Here is a 16402-nt window from a genome sequence, read left to right as displayed (position 1 = left end):
CGACTATTGCGTATTCCGGCGAACGTGACCGGTCATTCCGGGGATCGTGACCGATTTGCACACGGCCATCACGCTGGAGTCGATTTTGTACTCTGAGCGGTCACGATGGGTCAACAGATTCCGTCTTTTGTGTTTTTGCTTTTCGCAGTGATTCCCCCTTCAGATTGAGCCGGTGAGCGCCGTGCAGGAGCCGGTCCAGGATGGCGTCGGCGAGCGTGGCGGAGCCGATGTAATCGTGCCAATGCTCCGTGGGTAACTGGCTGGCAATGAGAGTTGAACCCCTGCCGTGCCGGTCTTCGATCACTTCCATCAGGTCCTGTCGCTGTTGCGCGGTTACCTTCTGCATGCCCCAGTCATCCAGGATCAGCAGGTCGGTTTTTAGCAACTGGTTCATCAGCCGGGCATAGCTGCCATCGCCATGGGCGATGCGTAGTTGTTCGAACAGACGCGGTACCCGCAGGTAGCGAACTGAGAGGCCTTGCCGGCAGGCCTGGTTGCCCAGGGCGCATGCCAGCCAGGTCTTACCGCACCCGGTGGGCCCGGTGATGCACAGGTTCAGGGATTGGCGGATCCAGTCACAGCTGGCCAGTCCGGCCATGCGGGAGCGCTCCAGCCCTCTCGGGTGATGGTAGTCGATATCTTCAATGCAGGCCGGCACACGCAACCGGGCGGCCTTGAGCAGCCGCTCCAGTCGCCGGTTTTCGCGGTGCAGCACTTCGCGATCTACCAGCAGGGCAAGACGCTCCTCGAACGCCAGGTCGTGGGTGTCAGGCTGCGCCCGCTGTTGTTCCAGGGCATCGCACATGCCGGTCAGCTTGAGCTGGCGCAGGGTGTCGAGAGTGTTTTGAGTCAACATCAGTGTCTCCGGGATCAGTGGTAGTAGTGGGGGCCACGAACGTTGGTGTGAACGGGCAGATCGGCCAGTTCCGGTTCTTCCTCGGTCAGTGTCAGGGGAAGCTGATCCAGGCCCTGCTTCAGGATCGAGGTGATGCTCTGGTAGCTGGCCGAGTTGATGGACAGCGCCCGGGCACAGGCTTGCTCCAGCCGGTCACGGCTGTAACGTCGACTCAGGTTCAACAGCCCCAGGCAGGCCCGGTAGCCATGTTCGGGATGGGGGCGATCCTTGAGCTGTCGCTGCACCACGTCGAGCGTGGCGGGGCCGATGTCCGCGGCCCAGTTCAGGAACCGTCCGGGAGACCAGTTCTGATGGGCCTGGTGGGATTTGGGCATGTGCTCGGTCAGGGTGACGAAGCGGCTCTTGCCGTGGCGGGGATGCAACGCCACCCGCTGGCCCTTGTGCATGACTTCCACGGCGGTGTCGGTCACCCGTACATCCAGCTTCACGCCCACGAGAGCGTGAGGCACGCTGTACAGCCGTTTGTCGATCTCAATGTGGTAGTCGATGCCCGGTCGTGCCTTACGCCACTCGGCATAAACGTAGGGCGTTGCCGGCAGTGGCTTCAGTGCGGGTCGGTCCAGCGTTTCGAACAGACTCTGGCGGCTCTCGGAACGCCCCTGGAACCGGCGCTGGTTCAGCGCCGGTAGCAGTCCGGCGATGGCTGCGTTCAGCTCGGCCAGTGAGAAGAACGTTCGGTGCCGCAACCGGGCCAGGATCCAGCGTTCAACCAGCAGCACAGCGGCTTCGGCCTTCGCTTTGTCCTTGGGCTTGTAGGGGCGTGCCGGTAAGACTGCCGTCTGGTAATGGGCGGCCAGTTCCGCATAGGTCTCGTTGATCTGGGGCGTGTATCGGTCTGCCTTGGTGACCGCTGCCTTGAGATTGTCCGGAACCAGCAGTTCCGGCACGCCACCGTAGAACGCCAGCATGCGCTGATGGGAGGCGACCCAGTCCGGGAGGCTCTGGCTCCAGGTGGCCTCGGCGAAGGTATAGCTGGACGCACCCAGCACGGCCACAAAGACCTGGGCCTTGCGCATCTCGCCAGTGCTGCGGTCCACCACCGGCACGGTGGGGCCGCAGTAATCGATAAAGATCTTTTCACCGGCCCGGTGGACCTGACGCATGCTGCGTCGCTGCCGGCCGCGCCAGAGCCGGTAGTGATGGCAGAACTGGCTGTACCGGCGAGCCTTGTCGCCGTGGCGCTCTACGTACTCAGCCCAGAGCAGTTGCAGGGTCACGCCCTTGGTCTTCAGTTCCTGATGGACCTGGAAGTAGTCGGGCTCGGCAAAGCGTTCGCGCGGCGTCTTGGCCGGGAACAGCTGGGCCTCTAACCGTGCTTCATCCGTGCCTTCCGGCAACGGCCAGGTGATGCCCTGCGCGGTGGCCAGGCTGACGTACTTGCCGACCACGCCCTTGGAGAGCCCGCAGGCACGGGCAATGCGTTCGTGGCTCAGGCCCGCTTCGTACTTGAGGCGCAAGACCTCGATGATTTGTCGCATGGAAATCCTCGCTGCCGGCATCTGCCCTTCCTCGTGATGAAAAAGGAAGGGGTATGCCGGATAAAGTTGAAGAATTCCAGCGTGTTGGCAGGGATTCCGGAGGAACGTGACCGGTGATTCCGGCATCGTGACCGGCGATTCCGGAAAACTACCCGAAATCGGTCACGATAAAACGGAATGAGCGGTCACGATCGCCCGGAACAGGCGGTCACGTTCAAACGGAATGGGCGGTCACGATGGGCCGGAATATGCAACTATACTCTTGCCTTCGAGGAGGTCGGACGCGCTCTCCAATAGGTCGCGCTTCCAGGTGCTGACTATGGTGGGGTGGATCTGGAAACGGGCAGCAATTCAAGGTGTGGCCTTAAGCGTGGGCAAAAAACTTCACCATTGGCCACGAGCTTGGCCATTATTGCCTACACAAAGACCGTAAAGAAATACGCTGTTCCGCAGAAGATATAGAGAATCTGGGCGGTCCGCCCCACGGGATAGATATTGAGCGAGAGGCGAATGTTTTTGCCTCAAACTTGTTAATGCCAACTTCGGATATTCGGGGACAGGTGGTTAACGCGAAAATTTTCAACCTTGAGCTGGCCGCTAGTCTCGCTGCCCGATATCACACTAGTTTGACAGCAACTGCTTGCAGACTTGTGGAGGTATCATTTAAACCATGTGCTATTGTGATGGTAGACAGTTGTAATCGTATTCTCTGGGGCTGGAGTAACCCCCACTTCCACAGTTTTTTTGCGGCTCGAGGGACCAAATTAAATCCAGTGCGGCTGTCATACGAAGGAGTCACATTAACATCTCAGGATCAACCCACCCTTTGTCCATCAGGGTGGGAAATTACCCTGTCAGCAGTGTCCTTAACAGCTTATGCTAAAACCCTCTTGTTCATTCAAGGAGAGTTCTTTGGAGATATGCCCTAAAGGTGCCAAGCTTACGCATTAAATCGTTTCTTCAATATTAAGGATCAGGGGTTACCCAGCTCATAATCTCTCGGCGCTGTTCCGTTAACAGCCTCAGTATCAAAAGTGCGAAAGCTTTTTGATTATCTTCATTATCCAAAATTTCCATCGACAGCTTTTCGTGATCCGTCATCGAATCCAGAACCAAATCGGTAAGCCGCTTCGGAAACAGCCCATGCATCACTTGATCCGTTGAATGGCTGTTTACCTGTGCCATCACTGCTTCATCCCGGCGAACCCGATCAGCAATGCCATTGGCAAAGTGCAGCTGGTCTTCATCACTGACTTCAGCACCGAAGATGTCATTTAACTTTTCGATGATTTCGGAGAGGCGCTTCATCTCTATATCATGAGGTTTTCCGGTGCCAACACCTGTAATCGGATCCAAGCCGTCCGGGTCATCCTCCCCCTCTAATCGCAGCTCATGCTCCTTTCGCTTGGTGATTCGGTAATGACTCAGTGCTAGCTCTGAGATATCAATTTCATCATCGTCCAAAACCTCCTGGCGCAGCAGTGGTAACAGGTGTTTTGAAAAAACACACAACTGCTCGAGCTCTGAATCCTCAAAAAATACGATCTGGGACAGGAACTCGTAGGTCCGAACAAAACTTCCAAGGTTTTTCTTGAACAGATCGAGCTGATCCAGACCTTCGTCAATCTCCTTCAAAGATGCGTCGGCCTGCTTCAGACCAATGGTATTCCCATCAGCCTCAGCCTGTTTCCGGGCCGCTCGGACCTGTGCTCGCTCGTCGTGAAGCAGCTTGTACCGCTTGTTGAAGCGCTCCCGGGCCGGTTGGCAGTAATAGCTGAGCTTGGAGGATTCTGCTTTGGGATCGAAGAACGCCCGCGCAAAGGCTTCTACTTCGTCCCAGTGGTACACCTGCTCGGCATCCAGAGCTTCCTGGATGTCATAAACCACCTGGGCGTCAGAAACCCCGGTCAGTTCAGCCTTGTTGTAGTACGGCAGGAAGGAGTCGAGGATGTCCTGAGCATCGTTGATGAAATCCAGGATGAAGGTTTCTTTGCCCGGGAACAGCCGGTTCAGCCGTGAGAGTGTCTGAACGCACTCCACACCCTTGAGCTTCTTGTCCACGTACATGGCGCACAGCTTCGGCTGGTCAAAGCCCGTCTGGTATTTATTGGCCACCAGCATCACGTTGTACTCGTCCGTCTCGAACGCCTTGGCGTGATCGCGGCCATTCAAGCCTGGGTTCAAAAGGCTGCTGGTTTCGGTGACTTCTTCCGGGATCACGTCATCGGGTGGCAGACTTCCGGAGAAGGCCACCAGGGGGTGAACGTCCTGATAGCCCTTGTCCTGGATATACTGCTGCAAGGCCAGCTGGTAACGCACGGCCTCCTGCCGACTGCTGGTCACCACCATGGCCTTGGCCTGGCCATCCAGCAGGTGCCGGACATTCTCGCGGAAGTGCTCTACGATCACCTCAACCTTCTGGCTGATGTTATAAGGGTGCAGGCGCACCCACTTGGCCAGTGTGGTTCGGGCCTTCTTGGAGTCGACCTCATCGTCCTCTGCGTCCGGGTGAGCCAGCTTCCAGGCGACGGCATAGGTGGTGTAGCGCCGTAGTACATCGATAATGAAACCCTCTTCGATGGCCTGTCTCATGGAGTACACATGGAAAGGCTCAGGCTTATTGGACTCACTTCGAGGCTGTGACGGATCCGGCTCACGGCCAAACAGCTCAATGGTTTTGGCCTTAGGCGTCGCGGTAAAAGCGTAGTAGCTGATGTCCTGACTAGGCTTTCGCGCAGAGACGGCAGCATCCAGCAGCTCTTCTGCACTGATTTCCTCTCCTTCAGGTAAATCACCACCCAGGATGGCCTTCAGCTTGGTTGCGGAAGAGCCAGTTTGCGAAGAGTGAGCCTCGTCCGCAATGACGGCGTACCGTCCGGACGCCAGTTTGGGATACTTCTCCAGCGCATCGAACAACGCCGGGAAGGTCTGGATGGTCACAATGATGATACGGGTCTGCTCGGCCAGAGCTTCAGCCAGCTGCTCCGATTTACTCTGGTTGCCCAAATCACGATTGATGGGTCGAACCACGCCCTGAGCGTGCTCAAACTGGTAGATGGTGTCCTGAAGCTGGCTATCCAGCACCGTTCGGTCGGTCACGACGATGACCGAGCTGAACAGCTTATTGCCCTCGTTATCGTAGAGCTGCGCCAGCTGATGGGCCGCCCAGGCAATGGAGTTGGATTTGCCGGAGCCCGCACTGTGCTGGATGAGGTAGCGCTTGCCGGCACCTTCTTCGCGGGTCGTCTGAATCAGATGGTTGACCACGTCCCACTGGTGGTACCGGGGGAAAATCAGGGTTTCCTTGGTCTTCCGGTTGCCATGGAAATCTTCTTCGGTTTTCTTTTCCAGGTGCAGAAAACGGCCAAGGACCTTAAGCCAGGCGTCTTTCTGGAACAGCTGCTCCCATAGGTAAGCCGTGGCGTAGCTACCCTCATCCTCGGCGCGGGGATTCCCGGCACCACCATCAGCCGTGCCTCGGTTAAACGGCAGGAAGAACGTGTCCTTTCCATTCAGCCGGGTGGTCATCGCCACCTCGTCCTGGCTGACCGCGAAATGGACCAATGCCCCACGCTTGAACGTCAACAATGGCTCCGGCTTACGTGTAACCGGATCCTTTACCGGGCGATCCTTTTTGTACTGGCGCTTGGCGTGTTCCACGGTCTGCTTGAACTCGCTTTTGAGCTCCAGTGTCGCCGTCGGAATCCCGTTCACGAAGAGCACCAGGTCGAGACGGGGATTGTAGTCACCGGTGCGGGCATGAGGCGAATAGGAGACTTCCTCGACCACACGTAACCGGTTGGCGTTGTATCGGCGCTCCGTGTCTGGGTTCATGCCGTGATCCGGCTTGAAGCTGCAGAGATCGACCTTTACACCCGGTACTTTGAAGCCATGGCGCAGCACATCGAGCGTGCCTTTCTTTTCCAGCTCCCGAACCGTTTTCTGGATGAGCACTTGTTCCGGGTTCTGCGGGTTGCCCTTACAGAACTTTTCCCAACGATCTGGCCAAGCCTTCTGGAAGTAACCGATCAGGTCTTCCGGATACAGAGCTTGCACCTTGTCGTAGTCCGACGCCTTGCCTACCAGCCAGCCCTGGTCGCTCAGGGTCGTAATGATGTCGTTTTGGAATGCTCTCTCTCGGCTGTCAGCCATGACTACTCCTTGTATCCTTCAAACCTTTCGGCCCGCCGCAGTCTCCTCGACCCCTAGCTCGCTCGCCCCTTCGTTCAAAACCATACTATCTGCCGGCGGTTGCCAATTCCGAATATCAATCTTCCCTGTAACGGCAGCAGAAATTAAAGAAGAACGACGTTCTTTCATTAACAAAACAGCGCTCTCCGCTTCCTTAATTAACGTGTTCATTGGATCAATTTGACGCCCAATCCACTCGTTAATCTCAATTTGCTCTTTAATCGGAGGAACAGGAATTTTAAATGAAGCCAATGTGCCGAGATAAATACCTGGTTGGGCTGAAAAACCCGCATATTCCCACAAGAGGCTCTGAAAGCCTGCACTTTGAAAAACCCAGTGCAGCCAGTGTGGGTTTAGCTTCGATGCGTCCGCGCGAAATAATGCCAAGCTACGCTGGATGTGAAAGTGTCCCATAGCATCAGAAATTATTGCCGTTTTACCAAGCGTTGCACCAACAATAGCTAGCAAAACGTCTCTTTGCTGTGGCGTGAAAGATCGACAAAGAGCGACGTAATCGTTTTCAGAAATCTTCGAATCATCCGAGCGCCTAACGAATTCTCCGCCCACAATATTCCGGACGCTGAGCAGAGGTATTCCTTCCGAAACGCGCGGAGGAGGTAAATGCGTACCATCTTTAACGAGGGAGCAGAACCGCTTGATTGAGCTGCTCGTCCAATGCGCCGGCACACGCCCAAGCCACTCCACCCCGGAGTCCTTCATCGGCACATCCGGCTTCAGGCCCTTGGTTACCGCGTGAGAAATTACCGCCTGGCGCTTTTCCTGAAGCAGCCCTATCAGGCGTTCCTGCTCGCGGATCAGGCCGTCGATTTTGGCGGTTTCGTGGTCTAGAAAGCGGGCGATTTGGGTTTGTTCGTTGAGAGGAGGCACAATAGCCGTAAGTCGACCAAATACCTCGGGATACAGCCTCAGGCGAGAATCAATAACGCCAGATGAGAAGGTTTTGAAGTAACCGATGTATTCATTGCTGCGTAGCAAGTAATGGTAATAAAAGGGAAAATCATCTCTTACGAGCCGGAACACGGCATAAGCAGGGCTGACGATCCCCCGATAGTTTGTCACGCCAAGTCCGCGCTTCCACGCAAGCATAATGTTCATTACCAAGTCACCCTCGTCGCAAAGCTTATAGCCCTCCAACGATTCGGCTCTGCTAAGGTGTTCGCCCTCATCAATCTTTTGTGATCGTGGCTTCACTCCGTAATACTCCGAAACCGAGAGCAACTCCTCTTCACCTGTTGTTGAGCGTTCGTTTACCTCCCCAAACACCTGTTTAAATCGCAGAACGTCCCAGTGTGACGGCACTTGGTCAAGCCCCACGAAGCCAGCATCCTTGTAACTCGAATACATCTGAAAAGTCATGCAGACAACTCCTCGATCATCTGCTTGATCCGGTCCGTACATTGCTTCAGATCAGCATCGATATCTTCCAGCGGACGCGGCGGCGTGAACTCATAGAAGTGCCGGTTAAACGGAATCTCGAAGCCCACGATGCCTACTTCACCATCTCTGTCGTCCCGCTTCGACTCGTCGATCCAAGCATCCGGCACATGGGGTTTCACTTCCCGCTCAAAGTAGTCATACACAGACTCTGCTAGGGGCACGTTCTCATAGTCCCGGAGACCCGTGTCGGCTTCTGGATTGCCTTTGCTGTCCGTGCAAATATCCGCCTCTGGGTCGCGCTCACTCAAGGCATTGAGCAGGGCTTTCAGTTGAGGCGCACTCAGGTACACCTGATGATCGGTGAGCGAAGCCTTCAGGGCCTTCTGGAACTGCTTGCGATTCCGGTAGACCGTCTTGGCATCCATAGCACGACAGGCAGCGTGGATATTGCCCTGGTCTTCCTGATCCATTTTCAGGATGGCTTTTTCATCCGCAATCCGAGCGATGCGCTCTTCTGAAGTCTGGAAGTTCAGCTGCAGCGGACGCTCCACCGTGATACGTCGGTAACCGAAGGCTTCGATGGGGAAGGTTTTACTTTTCTTGGTTTCCTGGAAGTCCCCATACATCCGCACGATCTCGTCCTGGTCGGACTCGCTGACAAACTGGCGCTTACTGCCAAGGGACTTACGCATTTTGGTCGCCCGGTCAGTTGCATCGATCAGTTGGACCTTGCCTCTGCGTTCGGCCGGTTTGTTGTTGGAGAGCACCCACACATAGGTGGAGATGCCGGTGTTGTAGAACATATCCGTGGGCAGGGCCACGATGGCCTCGACCATGTCGTTCTGCAGCAGATAGCGCCGGATTTCAGATTCGCCACTGCCAGCACCACCCGTAAACAGCGGGCTACCATTGAGAATGATGCCGATCCGGGCCCCGCCATCACGCGCATCTCGCATCTTGCTGACCAGGTGCATCAGGAACAGCAGGGAGCCATCTGAAACGCGGGGTAAACCAGGTCCGAAACGACCATCGAAACCACGGTGTTTGTGCTCGTCGGTGACCTGCTTCTGAACCTTTTTCCACTCCACACCAAATGGCGGGTTACTGAGCATCAGGTCAAACTTGTTGGCAGCCAGCTGGTCATCAGACAAGGTATTCCCCAGCTTGATATTGCTGACTTCCTGCCCCTTGATCAGCATATCTGCCTTACAGATTGCGTAAGACTCAGGGTTCAGCTCCTGGCCGTGCAGGGAGACGGTGACATTCTCGCTGATCTGCTGAATGTACTCGTCGCCTTCGGACAAGAACCCACCGGTACCCGCCGTGGGATCATAGATGGTCACAATGCTGTTGGGCGAGAGTCGGTTCTCCTGTCCGGTGAGGACAAGAGAAGTGGTCAAGTGAACGATGTCCCGGGGGGTGAAGTGCTCCCCGGCAGTTTCGTTGGAGCTCTCGGCGAACTTACGGATCAATTCTTCGAAGATGATCCCCATACCGAAGTTGCTGATGGTTGCCGGGCTCAGATCGATACTGGCAAACCGCTGAACGACTTGATAGAGCAAGTTGTTGGAGCTGAGCTGCTGAACGAAGTCCTCGAAATGGAAATGTTCGAAGATCTCCCGGGCGTCCTGGCTGAACGACTGAACATAGCTCATCAGATCGTCGGCCGTCTGGCTGTCAGATAGGGTAGCCAGACTCAAGGGGGAGGCATTGAAGAATTGCTGATCGGCAGCCCGGAGCAAAAGCTTCTCGCGAACTGCATCCGGTTTGGTCTGGTGTTCCTGGGCCGCGGAGAGTACCTGAGCCTTCGTTGGCTCCAGCACACACTCCAGACGACGCAGCAGAGTAAACGGCAGAATGACGCGCCCATATTGGCTCTGCTTGAAATCACCGCGCAGGAGATCGGCAACCGACCATATAAAAGCGGCGGTTTGGGAGTGGTTGGTTTTGTCGTCAGTCATCCGTGGAGCTCCAATACAGCATGTTGTCGGGCGGCGCTTATCTCAGGCAGCCAATCCAATTCTTTTTAGTGATGCGTTCAACGTCGTTCGAGTTACACCGAAGTGAGCCGCAACTTCTGTTTTCGTGATTTGAGGGTCAGAGAGCATGGCCGCTGCTTTACGGATATCTGAGTCGGACATTGATGGTTTACGCCCACCTTTACGTCCCCTCGCCCTGGCTGCCTGAAGACCAGCCTTTGTGCGCTCTCTAATCAGATCATGCTCGAACTCAGCCAATGCGCCGAAGATATGGAACACCAGGCGTCCGCCTGAGTTGGTTGTGTCGATTGCCTCGGTAAGTGATTTGAAGCCAACTTCTCGATCATTCAGATCCTGGACGATCTCAACCAGGTCTTTCAGTGAGCGTGCCAGCCGATCCAGCTTCCAGACGACGAGAACGTCCCCTTTCCGGAGGGTACGAAGGCACTGCGACAGCTCGGGTCGCTCGCGAAGTTTGCCGGTAACCTTTTCCTGGAAGATCTGCTCGCACCCAGCTTTTTCCAAAGCGTCCACCTGAAACTCAGAGTTCTGATCCTGAGTACTGACACGCGCATAGCCTATGATCATTAAACGCACCTTTTCTAATCATAGTTTTTTGTACGTGATTTATGGACAGAAAACAACGGAAAATTGCAGGTTTTCAAGGGAGAGCTCTAGGCGTCCAACAAACGACCGTTTTCTGTAGTGAATAATTGTTTCGCTTTGAGGGTTAAATGAAAACGGACTCATCGAGTTTCAGAGGATAAGCACAACGCACCATTGAGCTTTTACGCCTGCTTAACGAGACGGACATGGGACCACTGCACGTGCCCAAATATTGCACAACAATTCTGCCTTTGAACTCCCTATGAATGCTATTTTGTGCACTCGATCAGGTTCTTTTCCGAAGCTGCGAAACTGGTTGATCAAGCATCGACTGGGTCAACCCATGCATATCAGCGTTTGCCTGCCAAATGAGGAAGCGTTCAACGAGCTTCTGATTGATAGCCTTGAGCTTTTGATTGGTTTCGGTCAGCTCTTCGATGCGCTTATTCGCCTTGTGAATGTCACTTATCCATCCCGGTTTTTCCATCGGGGCCTTCAATGCGGCTTTGCGGTTCTTCATCGCCATATCGACGGCGGGCAGTTTCATTAGGGACTGCCGAGCGCGACTGATACCCAGTTTTTCTTTGCACGCGTCTACGAGTAACGGCCACGTTAACTTTGGCTCCTGCCATTCCTCAATTAATTTGATGATGCGCTTTACATCCCTCTCCGTTAAGTGCCCCATCGCTATACCTTGATCTCATCTAGCATTGCCGACAACTCATCCAACGATGGCAACGCCTGTTGTTCAGTTTCTGCCTCAATGACTTTGGCATCGATCAACCCTGCCATTGATGCGGCATTGTTTGTCAGTGTCCAACCGTTATCGACATTCCACACGATGTCGCCGTTTTCGAGATCAGGGTTCTCCAGGGTTTGGATCAGCGCGTCACACTTATAGAGATCCATACCCACTTTTTTAGCCCATTCTGAGGCCCCAAAAATGTCGCGAGACTGCGCATCAAGCGCCTTGTTGTAGCGGCGTTTAAGGTCCTCACCCTCTTCTTTGAGATTGGCAAGTTTCACATCATCACCTTTTACACAACCGAGCTTTCCGCAGGTCAAGCACGCCCCCATTTTCGGACAGGGTTCGGCGGCAAAGTTGTGTACACAGATTCCAACGTGGGTCTGATGGATGACCCGGTCCTGATCATCCTCATGCAGATCTCTCACATCACTGAGGCTCAAAGGTTGATTTGTTTTGACCTTCTCCAACCGCTGAGCGGCATTGCTATGCTTCGTTTTGGGGTGATAGGCCGCAACAGTCTGGGTGCGCTCCTCGACGGTCTCATGGTTGTATACAGACCCCATAGTCGTGCGCCCTGAAAATGCGTCGATCAGCAACTGTGACAGGCCTGCTCTGTGCATCTCCGTGTTCAACTGGTGACGGAAGGCGTGCGTCCTCACCTTCACACCGTGGTAGCCATGGCGCTCAAAGATGCTGAGCACGGGGCCGCCTCCCAACTGGACCCTCATACGGTCTGCGTTGGCGGCGATCTCTACGCCGAGACCTTTTACCCTAGCGGGGTTGCCCGCCGTTTCATCTGCCAGAATGCCTGTGCGCACAGTGAACAGCGCATCACGGTACTTCACCCGCTCTTTGCCCTCGGTATAGGGTGTTGTGTACGGGAAGTGTTTAGGCAAGTATTTTTCACGCATCAGGACATTAAGTTTGCGCAGCGTAATTTCGCCCCTGTCGTTAAACTTATAACCCTGAACTCCAATCTTGCCCTTCATGTAGATTGATTTTCTCTTACCTGTGTCCCAACCCTCGCGTATCTCGTCCAATATCGCTTTAGCGGCTGGGCTGATCGCCCGTCGCTTCTCGACGCCCCTCAAAATGTGTTGTTTGAAAACCCCTCGCGGGCTGGCGTTTTTGGTGGACAATGCAAAAGCTGCACATGCTTCTGCATAGGTGAGCAGGTCATCGGCGCCCTTTTTTGGCACTCCTTCATGGGGTGGAAATTCATCGGGATGATCTTCCAGCCATGCGGCGTAGGCCCGCCCGTCATCGGTAACCGGTTTCAACAACGTAATGGCACGCTCTAAGACCGACTCCATCTCAGGTTTAACGACAGGTTTCAGCATTGGCTTGTTTATCTTTTCGGCGTACCAACGCAAGAACATGCGCCGATGGCCTTTATCATCCTCTTTGAACACCACGCAATCGCGCTCAACATCGGCCAACTCGCCAATGCGACTGGGCACACTGAGCAAAAAAGCGCTCGCCGATGTCACGACAATATCCATAGGAGTGATCAAATCGTTATTAAACACCTCCCCCAAAGCCTTTATCGCTTCGGTACTGGGAAGTTTCTGCTCACGATTCGCTTTTTGCTGCTTCAGCGTACCAACGGGTCTAACTTTGAGCGAAGAAGTCCACCGAAAATTAGTCTTGAGCAGCTGTTTGTCCTTCATCAGGGTGATGATCTTCTCAAGAGCCTTGCTGGTGACGTACGCCGTATTGCCTTTTACCCAATGGGTTTGCATGTATTCGCAGGCTCGATTACATACAGCCGCTGAAACTCTCGTCACATCCCGCGTACAGGTCAATTCGACCAGTGCGGCCTCAAGGGCCTTGACGGCATCTAACCAAGCCTTCATCGACTTCTTTGTCTGATAGACACGGCGGTACACCATCAATGCCTTGGCGAAGTCCGAGAAGGGGGGCGGCATCGTCACTTGAGTCGACCTAGTCGATGTAATCGCCGTGAAGGCACAACCCTCAAAACCGTGAGCATGCCAACTCTTGTCTTCCCAGCGAATACTCCTGTAAACCCGATCCGGAATTCCCTTTGGAAGGATTGCTTTTGCCCATTGAATAAACGCATTTAATTGTGCTTCGGCATCCAGGTGAATCTTCGGCTTAAAGTCGACGAAGTTAGTCATGCGCCACATCCCTCTGACTGGATTACTTGGCGCATGTCCCGACAATCGAGAATAACTTTGCGGCAGGCTAAAATGGCACGATCCCAGAGCACTCCCGTGGTTTTATCCATGGCAATTGCTTGCGCTCGACGACGCTCCAACCGCTCAAGTGCGGCAGCGTGATCCGCCTCCAAAAGTGGTTGGAATTTACCGCATCCGTAACAGGTAAAGGGCGCGTCCAGATGGCAGGCAGCATCGGCACCACAGACCGCAAGATCCTCAATCTGCCGATCCACTAGGTTCCCGTTCTTCGCTGAGGCACGATCCGTCACAATAGTGCCGGTAAACGCACCAACAACGATCGCGAGATGATCACTCATCTTCGCATCAATTAAATTCATCAACTCAACGGAGACCGCTCGGTACTTCCGGGCTGTACGAGTATCTTTGTGCATCAGTGCATTTGCCATCGACCACTCGTCCAGCCCTGCATTGGATAGGTCCGTGCCGAGGGTGTGTCTGAACCGATGGCCTCGACTGATTTTCAGCGGCTGATGTGTGCGGTGCGAAATCGGAAAATCAGCCATACGCTCTATGCGATAAAGCCAAAATCTTACCCCGCTTGCTCGGACATGAAACTCAGGTTTCGGCGCGTCTTCCAGTGCTTTTTGATTGGGGAGACCAATCAAAACTGGTGGGTTAAAAGATCCGACGCCCACCTCTTGTAACTTACGTCGAAAAAGAGGCACGTGTTTGATCGCCTTATCCCAATCGGCGCCGCTTGGATATTCTTGCCAGAGTCTGGCGAGGATTATCGCCTTATAGGCCTGCACGGTGTTGTAGAGGTCTTCATCCAGGCTAAACGTCTCTGCCTTTGCTCGCCAGCCCGCATCGTCGTCTCTTTGTTTCGCCCAAAAGAGCCTGATCTTGTAGCCCTCATCGGTTTTGATGAAATCATCAAAAACCAGCATGCGCAGCTGTACGCTGCGCTGCCCGTAAATCATCAGCAAGCGCAAATAGAGGTATTGCTCAGGGTCTAACTTAGCGTGGCAAAATTGCTCATGCGCCCACTGGTGTAGGGCGTCCTGCTCCGCCTGCGTAAAAGGGCCTTGCTCAGGGTCCAAGCTCAGGATGACATCCTTCTGGACACACTTTTTCCTCGGCAGCCCCTTGTACGCATCTATTAGGGATTGCCAAGGACGCTGTCTAACAGACTCACAGGTGTGCCAGAACTCCATGAAACTGGCCAGAGTAGCAAACTCCCCGGTGTTAAAGCGTTCCCGCAGTTCGGTCAGGTGATCTTCATTGAGGGGATTAAACCCTGCTTCCGCAGACCTCGACAGCACACTGGCAACGCCTGAAATAGTTGCCTGTGACACATCTGCCATGCGGTATGCCAAGGCGGCGTGTAACCAGCGTTGCCATTCGGACGCGACACAGACTATTGCGGCTTGCCAGTTAACAGCCCAATTACTTGCTCTGTCAGGCCACCACATCGGTTCAGAGGGCGTGAAAAACTTTCCACATTTAGCGAGGCGAGGCGCGCTCAACCACGCATCGAGGGTATCCTGCGTTGGCGCTTGGAGTGCACTGACGGGAATATTCACTTCGTAGCTCCTTTTCGCACTTTATCCTCAACATTTTCACGGATCGCCTTAAGCCTCCCGGAGCGCTTCTTCATCGCTTTATCTGCTTCTTCCTTCCAAAATTTCGCTCCGTATAGACCCGGCATGTGCGATTCAGGACTCCACCCGAACATCCAAGTAAGCGTCTTTTGAACTTGAGTTGTGCGGTCCTCTGGCGTGAGCGTTTCAAGCTCCTCGCGCATGCTTTCGAGCATCGTGTAGACCGAGTCATGCCTCAAAATGTGAGGGTGGATGTGAGCCAGCTCAGGCACTACTTCTCCGACTCGGGCAAAAACGCCATCCAGCGCTTTAATGCTCATCGCCTCGCCTTCATTTTTTCTATGAGAAACAAGCAAAAAAGGATGCTTTCTCGCCTGCGATGAACCTTGACGGGGCTTTGTGCGCCGATACTTCGACTCATATTCAATGATCGCGTCGTAGACTTCATCGGTCATGACCAGCATGCGTTCGTGGGTTTTAAATTGCGGGGCCACCCTACGCGGGTCCATGCTTTCATCTTCGATATTGACCACCGCGAGCTGACGATTGTGCCAGTGAATATCGCTAGTCTTAATCAAGAGCATTTCAGAACGGCGCAACCCCATATCGAGACCGAGCAACAAAATGATGAAGTTACGCAGCTTAATAGCTTCATTTGCAAATGGATTTGCGGGACTTTCCGGATGCATGACCTCCAACAATTGATCTCGTTCCCCATCTGTCAGCCCTTTCACCTCACCGATTCGCGTCTTTTTCCACCCTGGACTAGCAGCTTTAATCTTGCGGTTGAATCGCTTCCTAACATCGTCAACCGCTTCGTATCGCGTCAGGTCATCACCCAGCTTTTCGTATAAAAAAGCTAGGTAATCGCGCACTGCTTCAAGGCGCTGCTTCGCATGGACCTTACCAACCGATTTGTATGCAGTTGGATGCAAGCGCATACCCGCATACTTCTTAGCCAAGGTTTCCTTGTGGAACCCTGCGTCTGATACAAACCGAGAAATTTCGCTGTCCGTCAGGTAGTTTGACTTGGGACGCTGTTCTAGGCGGGAAATCAAATCGATGGATGAGAAAGCGAGAAAGCCCTCAAAAACGGCCAAGTGCTCAAGATACTTTTTCGTGGTTTCGAGGGCCTTGCCTGACAGTTCAAAGGTTGCGTACAGATTTGGGTAGTAGAGGGGAATGAGGTCTTGCACAAGCAGCTTTCTTCGCGCAGCATTCACCACTTGCTCGATAACTTGATGACCCATATTGTTCTTCCTTAAAACGTGACTTTTTTAAGTATAGTAACGAACAGGGACTTGCACAAGAAAAACTTAACTTTTTGTTTTTCTGCTTTGA

General features: G+C 54.0%; 11 protein-coding genes. 1 reads left to right on the top strand and 10 read right to left on the bottom strand.

Features of this window, described 5'->3' with window-relative positions; translation table 11 throughout:
* Positions 1–100: 100 nt before the first annotated feature.
* Together istB and istA are read right to left on the bottom strand one after the other, a co-directional pair.
* Entirely contained in the window at positions 101–856 is a 756-nt protein-coding gene (gene istB, locus NLK58_RS16975) for an IS21-like element helper ATPase IstB (protein WP_011784510.1), read from the bottom strand.
* 14 nt (positions 857–870) lie between these two features.
* Positions 871–2415, bottom strand: coding sequence for an IS21 family transposase (gene istA, locus NLK58_RS16970; protein ID WP_318256802.1), 1545 nt, complete (start codon positions 2413–2415; stop codon positions 871–873).
* A 368-nt stretch (positions 2416–2783) separates the two neighbouring features.
* Between istA and NLK58_RS20665 the strand changes: the two genes are divergently transcribed.
* Positions 2784–3323, top strand: a complete 540-nt coding sequence (locus tag NLK58_RS20665; RefSeq protein WP_082220563.1) for an ImmA/IrrE family metallo-endopeptidase — start codon at positions 2784–2786, stop codon at positions 3321–3323.
* A gap of 37 nt (positions 3324–3360) precedes the next feature.
* Here the strand turns inward: NLK58_RS20665 and NLK58_RS16965 are convergent, their stop codons facing one another.
* From NLK58_RS16965 to NLK58_RS16930, 8 genes are all read right to left on the bottom strand, one after another.
* Complete coding sequence (locus NLK58_RS16965) at positions 3361–6546, bottom strand: type I restriction endonuclease subunit R (RefSeq protein ID WP_053114407.1); 3186 nt, start codon at positions 6544–6546, stop codon at positions 3361–3363.
* Between the two features lie 18 nt (positions 6547–6564).
* Positions 6565–7962 (bottom strand): restriction endonuclease subunit S, encoded by a 1398-nt coding sequence (locus NLK58_RS16960; protein WP_273096318.1) that lies wholly within the window; start codon positions 7960–7962, stop codon positions 6565–6567.
* Complete coding sequence (locus NLK58_RS16955; RefSeq protein WP_053114399.1) at positions 7959–9944, bottom strand: class I SAM-dependent DNA methyltransferase; 1986 nt, start codon at positions 9942–9944, stop codon at positions 7959–7961. The genes NLK58_RS16960 and NLK58_RS16955 overlap by 4 nt, the downstream gene beginning before the upstream one ends.
* 42 nt (positions 9945–9986) lie before the next feature.
* Entirely contained in the window at positions 9987–10550 is a 564-nt protein-coding gene (locus tag NLK58_RS16950; RefSeq protein WP_273096316.1) for a recombinase family protein, read from the bottom strand.
* A gap of 304 nt (positions 10551–10854) precedes the next feature.
* Complete coding sequence (locus tag NLK58_RS16945) at positions 10855–11253, bottom strand: hypothetical protein (protein WP_053114395.1); 399 nt, start codon at positions 11251–11253, stop codon at positions 10855–10857.
* A gap of 2 nt (positions 11254–11255) precedes the next feature.
* Positions 11256–13457, bottom strand: a complete 2202-nt coding sequence (locus tag NLK58_RS16940) for a hypothetical protein (RefSeq protein WP_053114393.1) — start codon at positions 13455–13457, stop codon at positions 11256–11258.
* Entirely contained in the window at positions 13454–15043 is a 1590-nt protein-coding gene (locus NLK58_RS16935) for a tyrosine-type recombinase/integrase (RefSeq protein WP_053114391.1), read from the bottom strand. Before NLK58_RS16935 ends, NLK58_RS16940 begins: the two co-directional genes overlap by 4 nt.
* A complete protein-coding gene (locus NLK58_RS16930; protein ID WP_053114389.1) occupies positions 15040–16311 on the bottom strand; it encodes a site-specific integrase in 1272 nt (423 codons plus the stop codon). The genes NLK58_RS16935 and NLK58_RS16930 overlap by 4 nt, the downstream gene beginning before the upstream one ends.
* Positions 16312–16402: the final 91 nt, after the last annotated feature.

The organism is Marinobacter metalliresistant, assembly GCF_038098645.1.
GTDB classification, from domain to species: domain Bacteria; phylum Pseudomonadota; class Gammaproteobacteria; order Pseudomonadales; family Oleiphilaceae; genus Marinobacter; species Marinobacter metalliresistant.
The sequence above is the reverse complement of the archived record's forward strand: the minus strand, read 5'-3'. Positions and strand labels throughout refer to the sequence as shown.